The following is a 17,986-nucleotide window of genomic DNA, read 5'->3' as shown; positions in this document are numbered from 1 at the left end:
TTGCCTCTCAGCAATGGAGCAGCACGCCATGCATTCGAATTCAGCAGGATCGCGCCTTCCCTGGTTCCTATTGGCGGCGCTCGCCGTCGGCGTCGTCGCACCGGCATTCGCCGGGACGCGCCATCATGACCGCGTCTATGCCGATTCCTTCGGCAATCTCGTCATCGACAGCGCCGCCGGCTACAAGCGTATCCTCGTTGGCGAGGGCAAGCTGGCCAAGGAATTGTCCGACTACACCAGCGCCGGCCAGCCCGACGTGATCTACGAAAACGAATCGGACGATGTCCGCGGCGGCGACTGCTATAGGCCGCCGGTTTTCGTCAAGGGCCGCAGCTATATGTACGGCCTCTCCGACGGCGAAATGCCGGAGCTCAGCCCCTGCCGCTGACGGCCACGCCGCCCTTGGTTGACGGCGCCGGCAGGGCAACAGCCGGCCCCACCGAGACACGCACGCAATCGCGACCGCTGCCCTTCGCCTGATAGAGCGCTTTGTCGGCGCGCCGCAGCAGGTCGGAAAAGCTTTCGCCCGGACCAAGCTCGGCAACGCCGAAGCTGGCGCTGCAGCGGTGATCCGCGGGCAGGCAGTCGATCGGCGTGGCACCGAAGGCGCTACGCGTGCCCTCGGCAAAGAGCCGGGCGGCGGCTAGATTGGTCCCCGGCAGGAAAATAGCGAATTCCTCGCCGCCGATGCGGCCGGCGACATGATGGTCGGCCGCGGCATCGCGGAGAAAACCGGCAAAGGTCTCGATGACCCGATCGCCCGACGCGTGGCCGTAAGTATCGTTGATGCGCTTGAAATGGTCGAGATCGGCAATGACCAGTGCCGCTGGAACGGCGCGCCGCATGGCGTCACGCAGTGCGATCTCGGCATGGCGCTCGAAGCCGCCACGGTTGAGCAGCCGCGAAAGCGTGTCGGTTTCCGATTTCGACGTCGCCTCGGCGAGCACGTCGCGGACCAGGATAGCCAATGTCACCAGCGCAAGCGCCAGGCCGAACACGGTGCCGACCGACTGCGACACCAACGCATAGCTGGTCTGCGCATAAGATTGCGGATTGGCGCCCCAGCCACCAAGCGCATGGGCGATGAAGGGTTTGCTGGCGAACTGCAAGGTGCTGGCCGCCAGGACAGCCATCAGCATATAGTCGAGCCGCTCGCGTCTTTGCCTGGACGACAAGACGATCGCCAGCCCGGTGAACTGCATGGCCGCATAGGGAAGCTGGTAGGCCGCCATTCGCACAAAGGATTGGCGTGGCAGGTCCTGCACGAAGTAGACCGCGAGGGTGGCGAAGACCAGGAAGAACAGCATCGGCGGCCAAGGCGGCGAAACGCGGTATTTATGGGCAAGCCCGCCATTGAAGGCGACGGTAGCGCCAAGGAAGGCGGCAAAGGCGGCGACAACCACGGGGCGCGCATTGTCGAAGGCAGGAATGCTGAACTCGATCGCGAAATAAGCCGTGCCGAGCACATAGCCGAACGCCAGCCAGCGTGCCGACACCCGGCCGGCGTCATAGACCGCGATCGTCATGAAGGCCGCCGCCAGCAGCCCGGCAACGAACAGGTTAATCAGCAGGATGAAATTAGCGCTGCCCATGGCGTTTTGGCACTCCCCCCGAACAGCAAATCACCAACGCGCGAAAAAGACGTTAATTCGAAGCCGCCGCTGACGCTCAGCCAGCACTGGTCCGATTGGGAAGGACGACCGTTTCAGGCCGCTGATAGGACAGGTATACGCTGTCGCGGCCACTCCTTTTGGCTTTGTAGAGCGCTTCGTCGGCGCGGCGCATCAGCGGGTCCAGCCCTTCGTCGCTGGTGCGGGCGGCCACGCCGAAGCTCGCGGTCACTCTTGTGTCGGGCGGAAGTCCGTCGATTCTGCCCGCCGAATAGACCGTGCGAATGGCTTCGGCAAACAGTCTTGCCGCGCCAAGGTCGCTGAGCGGCAACAGCACGGCGAACTCTTCGCCGCCGATACGGCCGGCAACGCCGCGCGTACCTGCAGCCGACAAAAGCTTGGCAGCGAAGTCGGCGATGACGCGATCGCCGGCCGCGTGGCCATGCTGATCGTTGAGCGCCTTGAAATGATCGAGATCGGCAAGCACCAGCGCAACCGGCAATTGCGTCGTGGCACAGTGCTGCAGGACAAGCACGGCGCGCTCCTCGAAGCCGCGGCGGTTGAGCAGGCCCGACAGCGGGTCTGTCAGGGTTTCGGTCTTCAGGGCCTTCATCACATCGAGCGCGGCGGCGCCGAACAGGCAAAGCGCAATAAGCAGCGACAGCAATGCATGCGACAGCAGAGCCGTCGTCCAGTAGGACGAGGAGTAAAGCCCTTCATAGCTGGTGAACGGCCCATGCGCGATGACAACGGCAAGCGTCCGCGCCAGGAAGTTCAGGCCGGAAAGCAGCGACAGCACGAACAGGATCATTTCTGTCGGGCCGTTGTTGCGCACCACGCGCAACTCGGCGGCGACAACCAGGCTGATGCCGCCGAAGCTGAAATTGATGGCAAGGATACGCCAGGTGAGATCCGGCCGGGCAAAAAGAAACCACGAGAACGCGGCCAGGCCGCCGCAGGCCAGAATGCCGACCGCCGGGTAAGGCACGCGCCGCCCATAGCGCGCAATGACCGCGCCGGCGAGACAGCAGGTGGCGAAGGTGAAGCACAGGATCGAGATGAGCTTGGTCGGTGCCATGCCGACCGGCAGCGTGAAATACTGGAGCAGGAAGCCTGCGGCCGAGGCCGAGTAGCCCGCCGCCAGCACAGCCAGATAGGGACGGTGGCGCTGATAGAACCACAGCACGAGAAATGCCGCGCCGAGTGTGAGGGCGATGCCTGGATTGAGCAGCGCTATGAGCAGGTCGGTGTCCAAGCGCTGTAATTTCCCCTCGCTTCCCCTTGGAGGACCTTAGAGCGGAAGCCCAAACAAGCGGTTAAGCGAAATCGAATATACGACAGGTGCGTCGACAAAGCCGCTGGGCGGAACCGCGAACGGCGAGCGGCGTTTCACGACGGCAACCAGGAGACGCTCCGATGGCCGACACGATCATGCTGACCAATCACGATGCAATTCGCTCATGGGCCGCGGCACGCGCCGGCTTTCCGGCGATCGTCGACGTGTCGCCCGAAGCCGGAACGCAGCCCATGCTGAGGCTGGTCTTCGGCCAGCATGCCTACCAGGACCAGGATGAGGCCGAACGCCCGGTCAATGCCGGCGGCTACGAACTGGTCGAATGGGACGAATGGTTCAAACTCTTCGACGAGCGCCAACTGGCGCTGGTCGTCGCAAAGGACCAACCCGGCCGTCGTGAGGGATTCCACGAATTCGTCAGGCGGCCCGACTGAAGAATGCCCGAACCGCATTGCGGCTCGGCTCCTCATATCCGACTGCGCGCGCCTGCCCTATTTCCACTCGCGGATGTCGACGAAATGGCCGGCGATCGCCGCCGCCGCGGCCATTGCCGGCGACACCAGATGCGTCCGGCCTTTGAAGCCTTGGCGCCCCTCGAAATTGCGATTCGAGGTCGAGGCGCAGCGCTCATGCGGCTTCAGCCGGTCGTCGTTCATGGCAAGGCACATCGAGCAGCCCGGCTCACGCCAGTCAAAGCCGGCGGCGACAAAGATCTTGTCGAGGCCTTCGGCCTCTGCCTGTTCCTTGACCAGGCCGGAGCCCGGCACGATCATCGCACTGACCCGCGGATTGACCTTCTTGCCCTCGATCACCTTGGCGGCGGCGCGCAGATCCTCGATGCGGCCATTGGTGCAGGAGCCGATGAAGACGCGATCGAGTTCGATATCGGTGATCTTGGTGCCCGGCTTCAGGCCCATATAGTCGAGTGCGCGCTGCTTGGAGGTGCGCTTGTTCTCATCAGTGATGTCGTCCGGGTTCGGCACGATGCCTTGCACCGAGACCACGTCCTCGGGCGAGGAGCCCCAGGAGACGATCGGCGGCAGCTTTGCCGCGTCGAGCACGACCACCTTGTCGAAATGCGCGCCTTCGTCGGACTGCAGCGTCTTCCAGTAGGCGAGCGCGGCATCCCAGGCTTCGCCCTTGGGGGCGCGCGGCTTGTCCTTGACATAGGCGAAGGTGGTCTCGTCGGGCGCGATCAGGCCGGCGCGCGCGCCGGCTTCGATCGACATGTTGCAGATCGTCATGCGGCCTTCCATCGACAGCGCACGGATTGCCTCGCCGGCATATTCGATGACATAGCCGGTGCCGCCGGCCGTGCCGATCTCGCCGATAATGGCGAGGATGATGTCCTTGGCGGTGACGCCTTCCGGCAGTGCGCCGTCGACGCGCACCAGCATGTTCTTGGCCTTGCGCTGGATCAGCGTCTGCGTCGCCAGCACATGCTCGACTTCCGAGGTGCCGATGCCATGCGCCAGCGCCCCGAACGCGCCATGCGTCGAGGTGTGGCTGTCGCCGCAGACGATGGTCATGCCGGGCAGCGTAAAGCCTTGCTCGGGACCGATGATGTGGACGATGCCCTGGCGGATATCCTTCTCGGAATAATATTCGATACCGAAATCCTTGGCGTTCTTGGCCAGCGCCTCGACCTGGATGCGGCTTTCCTCGTTCTTGATGCCGAACTTGCGCTCGGGCGAGGTCGACACATTGTGGTCGACCACGGCCAGCGTCTTTTCCGGATGCCGAACCTTGCGGCCGGTTATGCGCAGGCCTTCGAAAGCCTGCGGGCTGGTGACTTCGTGGACCAGATGGCGGTCGATATAGAGCAGGCAGGTGCCGTCGTCCTGGCGATCGACAACATGGTCGTCGAAAATCTTGTCGTAGAGGGTGCGCGGTGCGCTCATGTGCGTAAATCCGTCGATTTAAAAAGGGAAAACGACGCCGGTCGGACCGGCGAAACAGCCTGGCGAGTCTGCCCTAGCTAAGTCGGCTGGTCAGCGCCCCGCAGACGCGCGCGGAAAATCGCGACGGCAGGCGCTTCCTGTCCTGCAGCACGAAACCTTTATAGGCCGGATCGCCAAAAAGCTCTTCCATGGCGCTGCTCATATCAATGTTTTGGCTTTTCAGCAATCGCGTCTGCCTTCGCTCACAGCACCTCGAACACGAAGGTCTTCACCAGCGCGTCGGGCTCGGCGATTGCGTAGCAGCGGAACCACGGGCTCTCCTCGACCGGCCGCCATTTTTTCGCCTGCTCCAGTTCGCCAAACACGGCTTGAAACCCGCCGCTTTCAAACACCTGGTCGCGGACCGTGAAGATGGCGTGGCCGCCCGTCCTGGTGATGCGTACCAGTTCATGCAGGCCCGACGCCGGTGCGTGGCTGATGGTGAACACGCCGGTCGAGAAAAAGGCGCGGAAATACCCGTCCGCCCAAGGCAATGGCCCGCCGAGCATCGCCTGTTTCAGCTCGCTGTAGGCCTGCCGGCTGCCGGCGATTTTCAGCATGTCCTGCGACAGGTCGAGCCCGGCAATATCGTGGTAGCCGAGTGCCTTCAGGGACGGCCCCGACAGGCCGGTGCCGCAACCGGCGTCGAGCAGCGGCCCTTCGCCCGGCGGCGCATGGCGCGCCACCCAGGCGGTGATCAGGAACGGCAGGAGATAGCCGAGGGCCGCGGTTTCGCCGTCATAGGTCGCGGCCCATTGCGCATAGGCCTTGGCGAGCGTCTCAGGCGTGTCGGCCGTATAGACCGCTTCCAGCGCCGCATTGGCCTTGTCGATGATCATGGTCCTCCCCGGTCGCGTCCGCTCGATGGTAGCGCCGTTTTCGCCTGCCTTCTATTCCCCATGCTGGTGGCGGAGCCGCTTCTCCAGCGCCCGCAAGGCCAACGACAGGCCGACGGTGAGGATGAGATAGATATAGGCGACGATCGAATAGGTTTCGAAGAAGCGGAACGAGCCGGCGGCGTAGATCTTGCCCATCTGGGTGATGTCGGCGACGCCGAGCACCGAGACCAGCGAGGAATCCTTGACCATGGCGACGAAATCATTGCCGAGCGGCGGCAGGATGGTGCGGATCGCCTGCGGAAAGATGACCAGCCGGAAGCGCTCGGTGCGCGTCAGCCCGAGCGCCTTGGCCGCCTCGATCTGCCCCTTCTCGACCGCCTGGATACCGGCGCGGAACACCTCCGCGATGAAGGCGGAATAGCCGATGGTCAGCGCCATGACGGCGCGCCAAAGCAACGACACGTCGCGTACCAGCAGCTCACCGAAGAGGCCGGCGCTTTGCAGCGGCGCCGTCAGCGCGTTCCATGCCGCGACGAAGGCCGGCGCCCCGGCAAAGGCGATCCAGAACAACAGCACCAGCATCGGCACGCCGCGGATGATCTCGACGTAGAAGCGGCCGATCTGGCTGAGCCAGCGTGAGCCCGACAGGCCCATCAGCGCGACGCCGAGGCCGATCGCGCAAGCCAGCGCGAAGGCGACCACCGTGACGAAGATGGTGACGCCGATGCCCTTGGCGACGGTTGCGAAGACCTGGGCATAGAGGTCGCTGGCAGCGATGAAGATGGCGGCGGCCAAGGCGATCGCCACGGCCACGGCAAGCCACCACGGGAAGTCGGATTTGGCTGAGGCGAGAGGCGCCGACGGCATCAAGCGGTACCGATAACAGAGTCACGAAGGCAGCGTTCTGTCACACCCCCCTCTGGCCTGCCGGCGATCTCCCCCTCCAGGGGGGAGATCGGCAGCTTTGACCTCGCGGCCCGTTCTGCAACACTGAAAATTGGCGAAAGCCGATGCGAAATCCGATCTCCCCCCTTGAGGGGGAGATGTCCGGCAGGACAGAGGGGGGTGTACGAGCGCAGAGTCAGCGCGAGTTCCCGCGCACAATCGTCATGAAATGCGCGCAACAAGCGGGCCTACTGCCCCATCTTGTAATCAAGGAACCACTTCTTGTTGAGCGCGTCGAGCGTACCGTCGGCCTTGAGCGCGGCGATTGCCGCGTTGACCGGCTTCACCAGGTCGGAGCCCTTGGGGAAGATGAAGCCGAAATCCTCGGTGCCGAGTGGGCCGCCGATCAGCTTAAGGCCGCCATTGGACGCATCGACATAGCCCTTGCCGGCAGTGCCGTCGGTGAGCACGACGTCGACGTCGCCGGCCTTCAGTGCCTGCACCGTCGCGCCGAACGTCTCGAACAGCTTGATGCGCGGGTTCTGCTCGTTGCCGTCGAGCACGCTGTAGACGGCGGTGTAGAAGGGCGTGGTGCCGGCCTGCGCGCCGATCAGCCCGTCCTTGAAGGCGGCGAACGTCTTTGCATCGGTGAAGCGCTTCTCGTCGCCGCGCACCAGCATGAACTGTTCCGAGCGCATATACGGATCGGAGAAATCGACCTTCTGCTTGCGGTCGTCCTTGATGGTGATGCCGGTCATGCCGATGTTGTACTGATTGTCGGAAACCGCCTGGATCATCGCGTCCCAAGAGGTATTCTGGTACTCGACCTTGAAATTCAGCCGTTTGGCGATCTCGTTCATCGCGTCATATTCCCAACCGATCTGCTTGCCGGTCTTGGCATCGATGAACTGCAGCGGCGGATAGGCGTTTTCGGTCACCACCACCACCTTCTTGCCGCCGAGGTCGGGCAGCGCCTGCGCCAGAGCCGCGACCGGCACGAGAAGGCAAGCCAGCAGGCCGGCCAGCAGCAGTTTCGAATTGATCATGACTATGCTCCCCAGGAACTGAACCGCCTCGATCGACCGAGGCATGCAGGAAATCCGGCGCCGACTTTAGCTTTCCGCAGGCGCCTTGCAAGCCGCTCTGATGCGCCGCTCGGCACGAAAATGAATTCCAATGCTTTCAACGGCGGCAATTACAGAACGATCCGTATCGATTGCGGACCGGCAAAATCGAATCCACCTCGTGAAATAAAAAGGCGGCCGAAGCCGCCTTTCCAAAACCATGAGTTTTGAAGACGCCTTATTCGGCGGCAGTTGCTTCCGCGGCCTTGGCGGCCTCGTCGGCGGCCTTCTTCTCGGCGGCGTCCTGCGCGGCCTTCTCGGCGGCCAGCGCCTGGGCGGCGGCCACTTTCTCGGCCTCGATGCGCGCCTTCTCGGCGTTCAGCGCATCGCGCTCTTCGTCGTTGAGCTTGCGGGCGCGCACGCCGGTGTTTTCCGAAATGCGGGCCGATTTGCCGCGACGGTCTCGCAAATAGTACAGCTTGGCGCGACGCACCTTGCCGCGGCGCACGATCTCGACGCCCTCGACCATCGGCGAATAGACCGGGAACACCCGCTCCACGCCTTCGCCGTAGGAGATCTTGCGGACGGTGAAGTTTTCCTGGAAGCCAGCGCCGGCGCGGGCGATGACGACGCCCTCATAGGCCTGGACGCGGGTGCGGGTGCCTTCGGTCACACGGACCTGGACGCGCACGGTATCGCCGGGCTGGAATTCGGGGAGCTTGCGCTTGGCTTCGATCTTGGCGGCCTGCTCGGCCTCGATCTGACGGAGGATGTCCATCTCAAAAATCCACTTCTTGTTCTTCCGACAGTCAGAGCGCCCGACACTCGCCTTGCAGTCGCATCGACCGCTCGGCTATGCCCTTCGTTCGAGAACGTCTGTTCGAGAACATCGGGCAGGGGCGACTACACCGTCATTGTTGACGGGCCAGAAGATCGCTCTTGGCAGATTTTTCTTCCGGTTCGGCGCGCACATACAGCTATTTCGGCGCTTTGTCACGTCTTCGCCGTTTCTTTTTTGGGCCGTTTCTTTTTTGCGCTGCTTCTTGGGCTGGCGCCCGCTGTGGCAATCCCGTGATCGCTTGTGGTCCAGGGGGTTGCGCCCGCGCGTCAAGCTTCCTAAGCCGGAAGATAAGCATTTTCCTCCAGCGACGACACCCCTCATGCCAATCTTGGACGCGGTCCTGCTCTTTCTCGCCGGCTTTCTATCAGGCGCGGTCAATGCCGTTGCCGGCGGCGGCACGTTCATAACCTTTGGCGCCATGACCCTGGCCGGCCTGCCGCCGATCGTCGCCAATGCGACATCGTCGGTGACGCAGTTCCCCGGCTACATCACCTCGACGCTCGCCTATTGGCACGACATCAAGCATTTCTGGCGCGGCGCACTGCTGCTCAGCCTCATTTCGGCTCTCGGTGCGCTGTCTGGCGCGCTCATCCTTCTAGGGCTCGACAACCCGTCCTTCCGCGCCTTGGTGCCGTGGCTGCTGCTGGCGGCAACCGCATTGTTTGCTGCCGGGCCATGGCTGAAGCCGGCGCCCAAGCCGGAGCATGAGGCCGCGGTGGGTTCTCTGGTCGGGTCGCTGGCGCAGTTCGCCACCGCCGCCTATGGCGGCTTCTTCGGCGCCGGCATGGGCGTCATGATGCTGGCGACGCTCGGTCTCACCCAGTCCGGCGACTATCACCGGCTGAACGCACTGAAGAACATGCTGGCCGTGGTCATCGCTGCGGTTGCCATCCTCGTCTTCGTCTCGGGCGGCGTCATTGCCTGGCTGCAGGCGATCATCATGATCCCGGGTGGCGCGCTGGGCGGCTATGCCGGCGTCTGGATCGCTAGGCGCGTGCCGCAGAACGCGGTGCGCGGCTTCGTCATCGCCGTCGGCCTGTTCCTGGCTTTCTACTATTTCGACAAGGGCTGAGCGGCTGAAAGATCCGGCCGTCGCTCCTTCGTCAGCCTCTCCGCTTCGGCCCGCCGCCAAGCCGCGATCTTCCTGTGATTGCCCGAAATCAGCACTTCGGGAATCGGCCGGCCCTCGAACTCCTGCGGCCGCGTATAATGCGGATGTTCGAGCAGGCCGTTTTCAAAGCTCTCTTCCTCGCCCGATACCGCATTGCCCATGACGCCGGGCAGCAGGCGCACCACGGCGTCGAGCAGCACGAGTGCCGCCGGCTCGCCGCCGGACAGGATGAAGTCGCCGATCGAAACTTCCTCGAGGCCGCGCGATTCAATGACCCGCTGGTCGACGCCTTCGAAGCGGCCGCAGACGATCACCGCACCCGGCCCGCCGGCGAGCTCGCGCACCCGTGCCTGCGTCAGCGGCTTGCCGCGCGGGCTCATCAGCAGGCGCGGACGTGGATCGGCTGCCGGCGAGGCATGGTCGATGGCGCTGGCCAGCACGTCTGCCCGCATCACCATGCCGGCGCCGCCGCCGGCCGGCGTGTCATCGACGGTACGGTGACGATCGCTGGCAAAGTCGCGGATCTGGATCGTTTCGAGCGACCAAATGCCGGTCTCGAGCGCGCGGCCGGCCAGCGACAGGCCGAGCGCGCCGGGAAACATGTCGGGATAGAGCGTCAGCACCGAAGCCGAAAAACTCACCGGTTGCCTCCGGCGTCCCTCGGCCCGCGCGGCCTGCCCTTGGGGTCGAAACCGTCGTCAGCGGGAGGCTCGCCGTCCTCGTCCTCGACCAACCCTGCGGCGGCTGGATCAACGCGGACAAAGCCGCCGGCGATCGACACTTCCGGAACGGCGGCCTGCGTGAACGGGATGAGCACGCCTTTGCGCCCCGCCAGCGTCACGTCGAGAATGTCGCCGCCGCCGAAATTATGCACGGTGACGACCTTGCCGATGATGGCACCGATGTCATCCTTGACCTCCAGTCCGACGAGGTCGGCATGGTAGAATTCATCCTCTTCGCCCTCATCGGGCAACACCGAACGGTCGACGAACAATTCGGTGCCGGCCAGCGCCTCGGCGGCATTGCGGTCGTTGACGCCTTTGAACCGCACCACCACCACGGTGTTGGCGGGCCTGATGTCGACGATCTGGAAGGCGCGGCCATCCCTGGCGTAGAGCGGACCGTAATCGGCCAGCGCCAGCGGGTCGCCGGTAAAGCTCTTGACGCGCAATTCGCCCTTGATGCCATGCGCGGCACCGATCACGGCCATCTGGACGGGGTTTTGCGGCTTGATCATCTGCGGAAAATCCTTTGCCTTGCTCTAACCCCAGCCCGTCGTCATTTCAATGACGCCGCTCTTCACCGCTTCCTAACCCGCGTGCCGGAAGATGGCGGGGAACTGGAAGAGTGCAATGCAGGAATTCCTCATACCGGCAAAACCCGACCTGCAGGCGGCGCGCGAGGCCTGGCTGAAGATGCTGGCGCGCGAACGCCGGCTATCGCCCGAAACCGTCGAGGCCTATGAGCGCGACACGCGCCAGTTCCTGCATTTCCTGACCGGCCATTGCGGCGGCTCGCCCGGCATTTCCGACATCGCCGATCTGCGCCCCGCCGATCTGCGCGGCTTTCTCGCTGCCCGCCGTGCCGAGGGCGCCGGCGCCCGCACGCTCGGGCGCGGGCTGGCCGGCATCCGCTCGCTGCTGCGTTTCCTGGAACGGCGCGGCCTCGCCAATGCGGCAGGTGCGACAGCCTTGCGCGCGCCGCGGCAGCCGAAATCGCTGCCCAAGCCGCTGACCGCAAGCGATGCAAAACACGTCGTCTCGGTGGAAGGCCAACTGGCGGAGGAGCCGTGGATTGCCGCGCGCAACGCCGCCGTGCTGACCCTGCTCTATGGGTCCGGCTTGCGGATCTCCGAGGCGCTCGGCCTGTCGGGCGCCGATCTTTCCTCACCTGGTGATACCGTGCTGCGCGTCACCGGCAAGGGTGGCAAGACCCGGCTGGTGCCGGTGCTGCCGGTGGCACTGCGGGCGATTGCCGAATACCGCCGCTTGTGTCCCTGGCATCTCGATCCCAAGGGCCTGCTGTTTCGCGGTGCCCGCGGCGGCCCGCTCAACCCGGCAATCGTCCAGCGCGACATGGCCAAGCTGCGCTCGGCGCTCAACCTGCCCGACACGGCGACGCCGCATGCGCTGCGCCATTCCTTCGCCACGCATCTGCTAGGGCGCGGCGGCGACCTGCGCACCATCCAGGAGTTGCTCGGCCACGCCAGCCTGTCGACAACCCAGATATACACCGGCGTCGACACCGCCAGGCTGCTCGAGATTTACGAAGCAGCTCATCCTCGTGCGTGATCGATGCATGTGTCGGTGGCCATCTCGCAACAATTTTGATGCGCCGGTTAACCGTTTTGCCGCTTTTTGCGCCTAGAAGCGCAGCATGAAACGCCTCATCGCCATCGCCGACCGCGCGACCCATATGTCGCTGAAGCTGCTCGTCGCGCTCAACGCCCTGTTTTTCCTCTCTTTCCTCATCGTCGCGCTGCTCGCCGCGGGCAAGGCACGCGCCGAGACTTCGGCCTGCGGCGGTAGCGATATGCTGAGCGCGCTGCAAAAGGACGACCCGGCTGCCTACCGCAAGATCGAGGCAGACGCGGCAGCGACGCCGAACGGCAAGGGCCTGCTGTGGAAGCTCGAAAAATCGGGCGAAAAACCGTCCTTCCTGTTCGGCACCATGCACGTTACCGACCCGCGCGTCACCACGCTGCCACCCGCCGCGCAGAAGGCATTCGATGCGGCTGGCACCGTCATCATCGAGACCACCGAAGTGCTCGACAAGCAGAAGATGATGGCAGCACTGCTGAAAGAGCCGGATCTGATGATGTTCACCGACAAGACGACGCTTTCGTCGCTGCTGTCGCCGGAGGATGCGGCGGTGGTCAACAAGGCGCTCGATGCGCGTGGCATCCCGCCAGCGACCGTCGCCAAGATGAAACCTTGGTTGCTGTCGGCGATGGTGGCGCTACCTGTATGCGAAGTCGCCCGCCAGGCTGGCGGTGCGCCGGTGCTCGACGTCAAGCTTGCCAAGGACGCCGAGGCTTCGGGCAAATCGGTCGAGGGGCTGGAGACAATCGCCGACCAGCTGCGCGCCATGGCTTCGCTGCCGATCGCCTTTCACCTGAAGGGGCTGGTCGATACGCTGAAGCTTGGCGACAAGGTGAACGACGTCAACGAAACCATGATCGTGCTTTACCGGCGTGGCGACACTGGCATGTATGTACCGCTGTTTCGGGCCGTCATCCCCGAACAGGTCGACGACCAATCGGGTTACGCCGAATTCGAGCAGACCATGATCACCAGCCGCAACAAGGTGATGGTCGATCGTGCAGCGCCGATCCTCGCCCACGGCAATGTCTTCATGGCGGTCGGCGCCATGCACCTTCCCGGAGCGCAAGGCTTGGTCGAGGGTTTCCGCAAGACCGGCTATACGGTGACCGCCGTCAACTGAACGACACGGCGGAGTTGCACACCGAATCATTGCCGAGGCGGGACCAGCCCTTACTCGTGGCGCGACGGCGGACCAGCCGCGCTTCGTGCCAAGAAACCGAAAAAGGTTCGGTTTGGCTCGATCGAACCCATTTTGCGGTGGAAATGCATGCCTGCGAGCGATTCCAGATCAGAATTGCCCTGTTTTCGGCGTTTTCAACGCCTAATGTGAAACCGATTCAACGATTGTACGTTGATGGCTATTACTTGATGTTTTTCATCCACGGAGGACACTTTTATGGCGAACACACCCAATCCGAACGACCCATTCACCTCACCGGGTACCGCACGGCCACGCGGCGGCGGCAGCGGCTGGCTGATTGCACTGGTCGTCGTTATCCTGGCAATTGTCGCCTATTATGTTTTTGGAAGACGTAGCGAGGCACCTGCGCCTGCCGAACCGCCCGCAGCCAGCACACCGGCTCCGGCCCCAGCACCTGCCGAGCCGATGAAGCCAGCCGAACCGGCTCCTGCGCCAGCTCCGGCAACGCCCGCTCCGGCTCCCGCTCCGGCAGAGCCAGCACCCGCTCCGGCCCCTGCGCCAGCCCCGGCACCAGCACCAGCACCAGCGCCGGCGCCGGCTCAGTGATCAGACTGCTGATTTAATATATGAACGGCCCGCTGAAAGGCGGGCCGTTTCGTTTTTGGGAGCAGCAGTCGATGCTCTGAGCTGCGATTAGCCATGGGCTAACTTCATCTTCGTCATCCAGCGCGGAGCAGGAGCGAAGCGACATCGCGGAGACCCTGGAATCCATCTGCGGTTCAGAATGGAAGCCGTCTGTGGTGATCCTTCGCGCCCCTCTCTGTCCTGCCGGACATCTCCCCCACTTGGGGGAGATTGGCTACCAGCCCGCTTTCGCCAATCGCCACCGTCGCCTGCGATTCAACCGCTCAGATATGGATCGGCTTGAAGAACGTCGCCAGTGCCGCCTCCTTCACCGCTTCCGACATTGTCGGATGGGCGTGGCAGGTGCGGGCAAGGTCTTCCGACGAGCCGCCGAACTCCATCAGCACCGCCGCCTCGTGGATCATCTCGCCGGCGCCGAAGCCGACGATGTGGACGCCGAGCACACGGTCGCTGGCCTTGTCGGCCAGGATTTTCACAAAGCCGTCGGTGTGCAGCATGGCGCGCGCGCGGCCATTGGCGCTGAACGGGAATTTTCCGGCCTTGTAGTCGACGCCGGCCTTTTTCAATTCTTCTTCGGTCTTGCCGATCGAGGCGATTTCCGGCGTGGTGTAGACGACGCTCGGAATCACGTCATAGTTCACATGACCGGCCTGCCCGGCGATGGTTTCGGCCACCGCCACGCCCTCGTCCTCAGCCTTGTGTGCAAGCATCGGCCCGGCGATGACATCGCCGATGGCATAGATGCCAGGCACGTTGGTCCTGAGATGGCCGTCGGTCTTGACCCGGCCGCGCTCATCGACGTCGACGCCGGTCTCCTTCAGCCCGAGAGCGTCCGAATAGGCCCGTCGTCCCGTCGAAATCAGCACCGCGTCCGCCTCGATCGTCTCGGCCGCACCGCCTTTGACCGGCTCGAAGGTGACCGTCGCCCCCTTCTTGGCCTTGGCGACGCCGGTCACCTTGGCGCCCAGCCTGAATTCAAAGCCCTGCTTCGACAGCAGGCGCTGGAATTGCTTGGAGACCTCGCCGTCCATGCCGCCCAGGATGGTGTCGAGGAACTCGACAACGGTGACCTTGGCGCCGAGCCTCGCCCATACCGAGCCGAGCTCCAGACCGATGACACCGCCGCCGACCACCACCAGATGGCCCGGCACTTTGTCCAGCGACAGCGCGCCGGTCGACGAGATGATCACCTTCTCGTCGAAATCGACCTTGACGCCGGGAATGCCGGCGACGTCGGAGCCGGTGGCGATGACGATGTTCTTGGTCTCGATCTCCTCGACCTTGCCGTCATCGGAGGTCACCGACACCTTGCCGGCCGCAACCACCTTGCCGGTGCCACGAAAACTGTCGATCTTGTTCTTCTTGAACAGGAAGGCGACGCCATTGACATTGGCCGTCACCGTCGCATCCTTGTGTGCCATCATCTTCCCAAGATTGAGCTTGGGCGCGCCGATCTCGACGCCGAGCGCGTCGAAGGAATGGCCGGCCTCGGCAAACATCTCGGACGCATGCAGCAGCGCCTTTGACGGGATGCAGCCGATGTTGAGGCAGGTACCGCCGAAGGTCGGGTTCTTTTCGACTACCGCCGTCTTCAGACCGAGCTGCGCCGCCTTGATGGCGCAGACGTAGCCGCCTGGTCCCGATCCGATGATAACGACGTCATAGGCCATGATACTGTCCCTTTTGCTTTAGCGGCCGCCGCCGATTTCCAGATTGGCGCCTGTTGTGTAGGACGCCTCGTCCGACAGCAGCCAGAGAATTGCGGCTGCGACTTCCTCGGCGGTGCCGACGCGCTGCATGGGCACCACCTTGCGCATTCTCTCGACGCGATCCGGCTGCCCGCCGGAGGCATGAATTTCGGTGTCGATGATGCCCGGGCTGACCGCGTTGACACGAATGCCTTCGCCGGCCACTTCGCGGGCAAGCCCGATGGTGAAGGAATCGACCGCGCCCTTCGAGGCGGCATAGTCGACATATTGACCCGGCCCGCCAAGCCTTGCCGCGATCGAAGAAACATTGGCGATGGCGCCGCCCTTGCCGCCATGCCTGGTCGACATCCGCTTCACCGCCTCGCGGGCGCAAAGCATCGGCGCGATCACATTGATGCGCATCATGCGCTCCAGCCTTGCAGCGCTAAGCTCGTCGACGCGCGCGCTCTGGTCGACCACGCCGGCATTGTTGACGAGCGCGTCGAGTCGACCGAAACGGCCATCGACAGCCTCGAACATGGCCAATACGTCCGTCTCGCTGCCGACATCGGCCTTGACTGTGAAGGCTTCTCCGCCAGCAGCCTCGATGTCGGCGACCACCGTTTCGGCGGCTTTTGCATTCGACGCGTAATTGACCGCAATGCGATAGCCGGCCTTGGCGGCAAGCCTGCATGTAGCGGCGCCAATGCCGCGGCTGCCGCCGGTCACCAGCAGGATCTTTCCGCTCGCGCTCATTCCTGACATCCCTTCAGGGCAAAGACGTCCCAGGGCACCTGGGAAAAGCCGTTGGCGCCATAGGCGGCCGACATCTGCAACGACGCTCCCAAGTCAGGCAAGATCAGCTTCTTCGGCGCATCCTTTCCTTCGCCCGGCAGCAACGCGATATTGCCCTGGTCGTCGGCAGTGTAGATGACGCCCTCCCACACGGTGCAGGCGGCGAGCTCGTCGCCGGTGACGTCGCCGGCCGGGCATTTGTACATCAGCGAGCCATGCGGCCGCGCCGCGCCCTCGGTCCACATGACGATGCCGTCGAGCACGACGCCCTTGTCGAGCACCATCTTGAAGCTGTTGGTGACGGCGGCCGACTCGCCGGTCGGCCTGAAATCGATCTCGGCGGCGTTTTCAGGATCGCCATAGACGGCGAGCTCGAGCGGGCAGGCGGCGAGGGCCGCGGAGACCGTCTGCACGCCGAGTGCGCAGATTGTGACAAACAAACCGGACCGGAAACGAGACGAACTCATCCGGCGGCGCAGATCCATGCTCCGGCTCACGTCGGCCGCCCCTAGAGGTCGAGCACCAGCCGCTCAGGATCCTCCAGGCTTTCCTTGACCCGCACCAGAAACGTCACCGCTTCCTTGCCGTCGACGATGCGGTGGTCGTAGGACAGCGCCAGATACATCATCGGCCGGATGACGATCTGGCCGCCGACCACCACCGGCCGCTCCTGGATCTTGTGCATACCCAGAATGCCGGACTGCGGCGCATTGAGGATCGGCGTCGACATCAGCGACCCGTAAACGCCACCGTTGGAAATCGTAAACGTGCCGCCTTGCATATCCGCAACCGACAGCTTGCCGTCGCGCGCCGCAAGCCCCAGCCTGCCGATGTCCTTCTCGATTTCGGCGATCGACATCTGGTCGGCATTGCGCACAACCGGCACGACAAGGCCTTTCTCTGTACCGACGGCAACGCCGATATGAGCGTAGTTCTTGAAGATGATATCGGTGCCGTCGATCTCGGCATTGACCGACGGGATCTCCTTCAGCGCATGGGTGACCGCCTTGGTGAAGAAGCCCATGAAGCCGAGCTTCACGCCGTGCTTCTTCTCGAACACGTCCTTGTATTTGCTCCTCAGCGCCATCACCGCGCTCATGTCGACCTCGTTGAAGGTGGTCAGCATGGCGGCGGTCGATTGCGCTTCCTTGAGGCGGCGCGCGATGGTCTGGCGCAGCTTGGTCATGCGCACGCGCTCCTCGCGCGACGCATCGTCGGCCGGGGACGGCGCGCGCGCGGCAACGGGTGCCGGTACAGGCGCTGCCTTCGGCATTTCGGCCGGCTGCGACGGCGCGCCCCTGGCGATAAGGTCGAGCACGTCGCCTTTCAGCACCTGGCCGCGCTTGCCCGAGCCCGACACCTGGTCGACTGCGAGATTGTGCTCGGCCAGCAGCTTTGCCGCCGACGGCGCCGGCGGCATGGTGCGCGTCTCGATCGCGCCGGCGTCGCCGGCGATCTTGGCCGTCTCGGCAGCGGCCTGCCTGACGCTCGAGGCCGCAGTCGGAGCCGAGGCCTGCGACACCGCCTCCTGCTTCGTTGCCGGAGCGGCGGCATTGGCTGCCGCGCCGGCGCCTGCCGAAATCGTGCCGAGCAGTGCGCCGACGCCGACCGTCTCGCCTTCCTTGACGGCGATCTCGGCGAGCGTGCCCGCGGCGGCGGCCGGCACTTCCACCGTCACCTTGTCGGTTTCGAGCTCGACCAGCGGCTCATCGGCGGCGATCGCGTCGCCGACCTTCTTGAACCATTTGCCGATGGTCGCCTCGGTGACGGATTCACCAAGTGTCGGGACGCGGATTTCGGTTGCCATTG

18 protein-coding genes are annotated in these 17,986 nt (G+C 64.1%); 5 read left to right on the top strand and 13 right to left on the bottom strand.

Going from position 1 to position 17,986, the window contains the following annotated elements; genetic code table 11:
* The first annotated feature begins 28 nt into the window (after window positions 1–28).
* Window positions 29–388, top strand: a complete 360-nt coding sequence (locus tag NKI16_RS16115; protein ID WP_352450158.1) for a hypothetical protein — start codon at window positions 29–31, stop codon at window positions 386–388.
* Here NKI16_RS16115 and NKI16_RS16110 read toward each other — a convergent pair.
* Together NKI16_RS16110 and NKI16_RS16105 are read right to left on the bottom strand one after the other, a co-directional pair.
* Window positions 372–1,592: a GGDEF domain-containing protein gene (locus NKI16_RS16110; protein WP_352470793.1), complete on the bottom strand. Its 1,221-nt coding sequence runs from the start codon at window positions 1,590–1,592 to the stop codon at window positions 372–374. The genes NKI16_RS16115 and NKI16_RS16110 overlap by 17 nt on opposite strands.
* A 76-nt stretch (window positions 1,593–1,668) precedes the next feature.
* Window positions 1,669–2,865: a GGDEF domain-containing protein gene (locus NKI16_RS16105; protein WP_352782335.1), complete on the bottom strand. Its 1,197-nt coding sequence runs from the start codon at window positions 2,863–2,865 to the stop codon at window positions 1,669–1,671.
* A 161-nt stretch (window positions 2,866–3,026) separates the two neighbouring features.
* Here NKI16_RS16105 and NKI16_RS16100 point away from each other — a divergent pair, with 161 nt between their 5' ends.
* Entirely contained in the window at window positions 3,027–3,338 is a 312-nt protein-coding gene (locus NKI16_RS16100; RefSeq protein WP_352782333.1) for a hypothetical protein, read from the top strand.
* Window positions 3,339–3,395: 57 nt separating this feature from the next.
* Here the strand turns inward: NKI16_RS16100 and leuC are convergent, their stop codons facing one another.
* The 5 genes from leuC to rplS form a co-directional block, all read right to left on the bottom strand.
* Window positions 3,396–4,805, bottom strand: coding sequence for a 3-isopropylmalate dehydratase large subunit (gene leuC, locus NKI16_RS16095; RefSeq protein WP_352782332.1), 1,410 nt, complete (start codon window positions 4,803–4,805; stop codon window positions 3,396–3,398).
* A gap of 242 nt (window positions 4,806–5,047) precedes the next feature.
* Window positions 5,048–5,683 (bottom strand): class I SAM-dependent DNA methyltransferase, encoded by a 636-nt coding sequence (locus tag NKI16_RS16090; RefSeq protein WP_352620380.1) that lies wholly within the window; start codon window positions 5,681–5,683, stop codon window positions 5,048–5,050.
* Window positions 5,684–5,734: 51 nt separating this feature from the next.
* Complete coding sequence (locus NKI16_RS16085) at window positions 5,735–6,550, bottom strand: amino acid ABC transporter permease (protein ID WP_352923218.1); 816 nt, start codon at window positions 6,548–6,550, stop codon at window positions 5,735–5,737.
* A gap of 266 nt (window positions 6,551–6,816) precedes the next feature.
* Window positions 6,817–7,614: a transporter substrate-binding domain-containing protein gene (locus NKI16_RS16080; protein WP_031212709.1), complete on the bottom strand. Its 798-nt coding sequence runs from the start codon at window positions 7,612–7,614 to the stop codon at window positions 6,817–6,819.
* Window positions 7,615–7,870: 256 nt separating this feature from the next.
* A complete protein-coding gene (gene rplS, locus NKI16_RS16075; protein ID WP_352572231.1) occupies window positions 7,871–8,410 on the bottom strand; it encodes a 50S ribosomal protein L19 in 540 nt (179 codons plus the stop codon).
* 382 nt (window positions 8,411–8,792) lie between these two features.
* Between rplS and NKI16_RS16070 the strand changes: the two genes are divergently transcribed.
* Complete coding sequence (locus NKI16_RS16070; RefSeq protein WP_352572230.1) at window positions 8,793–9,545, top strand: sulfite exporter TauE/SafE family protein; 753 nt, start codon at window positions 8,793–8,795, stop codon at window positions 9,543–9,545.
* Here NKI16_RS16070 and trmD read toward each other — a convergent pair.
* Together trmD and rimM are read right to left on the bottom strand one after the other, a co-directional pair.
* Window positions 9,527–10,225: a tRNA (guanosine(37)-N1)-methyltransferase TrmD gene (gene trmD / locus NKI16_RS16065; RefSeq protein ID WP_352572229.1), complete on the bottom strand. Its 699-nt coding sequence runs from the start codon at window positions 10,223–10,225 to the stop codon at window positions 9,527–9,529. The genes NKI16_RS16070 and trmD overlap by 19 nt on opposite strands.
* Window positions 10,222–10,821, bottom strand: coding sequence for a ribosome maturation factor RimM (gene rimM, locus NKI16_RS16060; protein WP_352572228.1), 600 nt, complete (start codon window positions 10,819–10,821; stop codon window positions 10,222–10,224). The genes trmD and rimM overlap by 4 nt, the downstream gene beginning before the upstream one ends.
* A 115-nt stretch (window positions 10,822–10,936) precedes the next feature.
* Between rimM and NKI16_RS16055 the strand changes: the two genes are divergently transcribed.
* Together NKI16_RS16055 and NKI16_RS16050 are read left to right on the top strand one after the other, a co-directional pair.
* On the top strand, window positions 10,937–11,875 hold the full coding sequence (locus NKI16_RS16055) for a tyrosine recombinase XerC (protein ID WP_352456326.1): 939 nt from the start codon (window positions 10,937–10,939) through the stop codon (window positions 11,873–11,875).
* Between the two features lie 85 nt (window positions 11,876–11,960).
* Window positions 11,961–13,028, top strand: a complete 1,068-nt coding sequence (locus NKI16_RS16050) for a TraB/GumN family protein (RefSeq protein WP_352593783.1) — start codon at window positions 11,961–11,963, stop codon at window positions 13,026–13,028.
* A gap of 929 nt (window positions 13,029–13,957) precedes the next feature.
* Here NKI16_RS16050 and lpdA read toward each other — a convergent pair.
* The 4 genes from lpdA to odhB are packed head-to-tail and all read right to left on the bottom strand — an operon-like array spanning window position 13,958 to window position 17,984.
* Window positions 13,958–15,364 carry a dihydrolipoyl dehydrogenase gene (gene lpdA / locus NKI16_RS16045; RefSeq protein ID WP_023679787.1) on the bottom strand — a complete coding sequence of 469 codons (1,407 nt, stop codon included), beginning with the start codon at window positions 15,362–15,364 and terminating at the stop codon, window positions 13,958–13,960.
* An 18-nt stretch (window positions 15,365–15,382) separates the two neighbouring features.
* Window positions 15,383–16,138: an SDR family oxidoreductase gene (locus NKI16_RS16040; RefSeq protein WP_023679788.1), complete on the bottom strand. Its 756-nt coding sequence runs from the start codon at window positions 16,136–16,138 to the stop codon at window positions 15,383–15,385.
* Window positions 16,135–16,662 (bottom strand): hypothetical protein, encoded by a 528-nt coding sequence (locus NKI16_RS16035; RefSeq protein WP_245274823.1) that lies wholly within the window; start codon window positions 16,660–16,662, stop codon window positions 16,135–16,137. The genes NKI16_RS16040 and NKI16_RS16035 overlap by 4 nt, the downstream gene beginning before the upstream one ends.
* A 23-nt stretch (window positions 16,663–16,685) precedes the next feature.
* Window positions 16,686–17,984, bottom strand: a complete 1,299-nt coding sequence (gene odhB, locus NKI16_RS16030; RefSeq protein WP_352593782.1) for a 2-oxoglutarate dehydrogenase complex dihydrolipoyllysine-residue succinyltransferase — start codon at window positions 17,982–17,984, stop codon at window positions 16,686–16,688.
* Between the last annotated feature and the right edge of the window lie 2 nt (window positions 17,985–17,986).

The sequence above is a fragment of the Mesorhizobium sp. M0698 genome (assembly GCF_040320455.1).
Taxonomy (GTDB): domain Bacteria; phylum Pseudomonadota; class Alphaproteobacteria; order Rhizobiales; family Rhizobiaceae; genus Mesorhizobium.
The sequence above is the reverse complement of the archived record's forward strand: the minus strand, read 5'-3'. Positions and strand labels throughout refer to the sequence as shown.

Excerpts from the sequence above, each read along its gene's own strand:
- NKI16_RS16085 (WP_352923218.1), bottom strand. The coding sequence starts at position 6,550 with ATGCCGTCGGCGCCTCTCGCCTCAGCCAAATCCGACTTCCCGTGGTGG.
- NKI16_RS16040 (WP_023679788.1), bottom strand. The coding sequence starts at position 16,138 with ATGAGCGCGAGCGGAAAGATCCTGCTGGTGACCGGCGGCAGCCGCGGC.
- leuC (WP_352782332.1), bottom strand. The coding sequence starts at position 4,805 with ATGAGCGCACCGCGCACCCTCTACGACAAGATTTTCGACGACCATGTT.
- NKI16_RS16100 (WP_352782333.1), top strand. The coding sequence starts at position 3,027 with ATGGCCGACACGATCATGCTGACCAATCACGATGCAATTCGCTCATGG.
- NKI16_RS16090 (WP_352620380.1), bottom strand. The coding sequence starts at position 5,683 with ATGATCATCGACAAGGCCAATGCGGCGCTGGAAGCGGTCTATACGGCC.
- rplS (WP_352572231.1), bottom strand. The coding sequence starts at position 8,410 with ATGGACATCCTCCGTCAGATCGAGGCCGAGCAGGCCGCCAAGATCGAA.
- NKI16_RS16055 (WP_352456326.1), top strand. The coding sequence starts at position 10,937 with ATGCAGGAATTCCTCATACCGGCAAAACCCGACCTGCAGGCGGCGCGC.
- NKI16_RS16070 (WP_352572230.1), top strand. The coding sequence starts at position 8,793 with ATGCCAATCTTGGACGCGGTCCTGCTCTTTCTCGCCGGCTTTCTATCA.
- odhB (WP_352593782.1), bottom strand. The coding sequence starts at position 17,984 with ATGGCAACCGAAATCCGCGTCCCGACACTTGGTGAATCCGTCACCGAG.
- NKI16_RS16110 (WP_352470793.1), bottom strand. The coding sequence starts at position 1,592 with ATGGGCAGCGCTAATTTCATCCTGCTGATTAACCTGTTCGTTGCCGGG.
- lpdA (WP_023679787.1), bottom strand. The coding sequence starts at position 15,364 with ATGGCCTATGACGTCGTTATCATCGGATCGGGACCAGGCGGCTACGTC.
- NKI16_RS16050 (WP_352593783.1), top strand. The coding sequence starts at position 11,961 with ATGAAACGCCTCATCGCCATCGCCGACCGCGCGACCCATATGTCGCTG.
- rimM (WP_352572228.1), bottom strand. The coding sequence starts at position 10,821 with ATGATCAAGCCGCAAAACCCCGTCCAGATGGCCGTGATCGGTGCCGCG.
- NKI16_RS16115 (WP_352450158.1), top strand. The coding sequence starts at position 29 with ATGCATTCGAATTCAGCAGGATCGCGCCTTCCCTGGTTCCTATTGGCG.
- NKI16_RS16080 (WP_031212709.1), bottom strand. The coding sequence starts at position 7,614 with ATGATCAATTCGAAACTGCTGCTGGCCGGCCTGCTGGCTTGCCTTCTC.
- NKI16_RS16035 (WP_245274823.1), bottom strand. The coding sequence starts at position 16,662 with ATGGATCTGCGCCGCCGGATGAGTTCGTCTCGTTTCCGGTCCGGTTTG.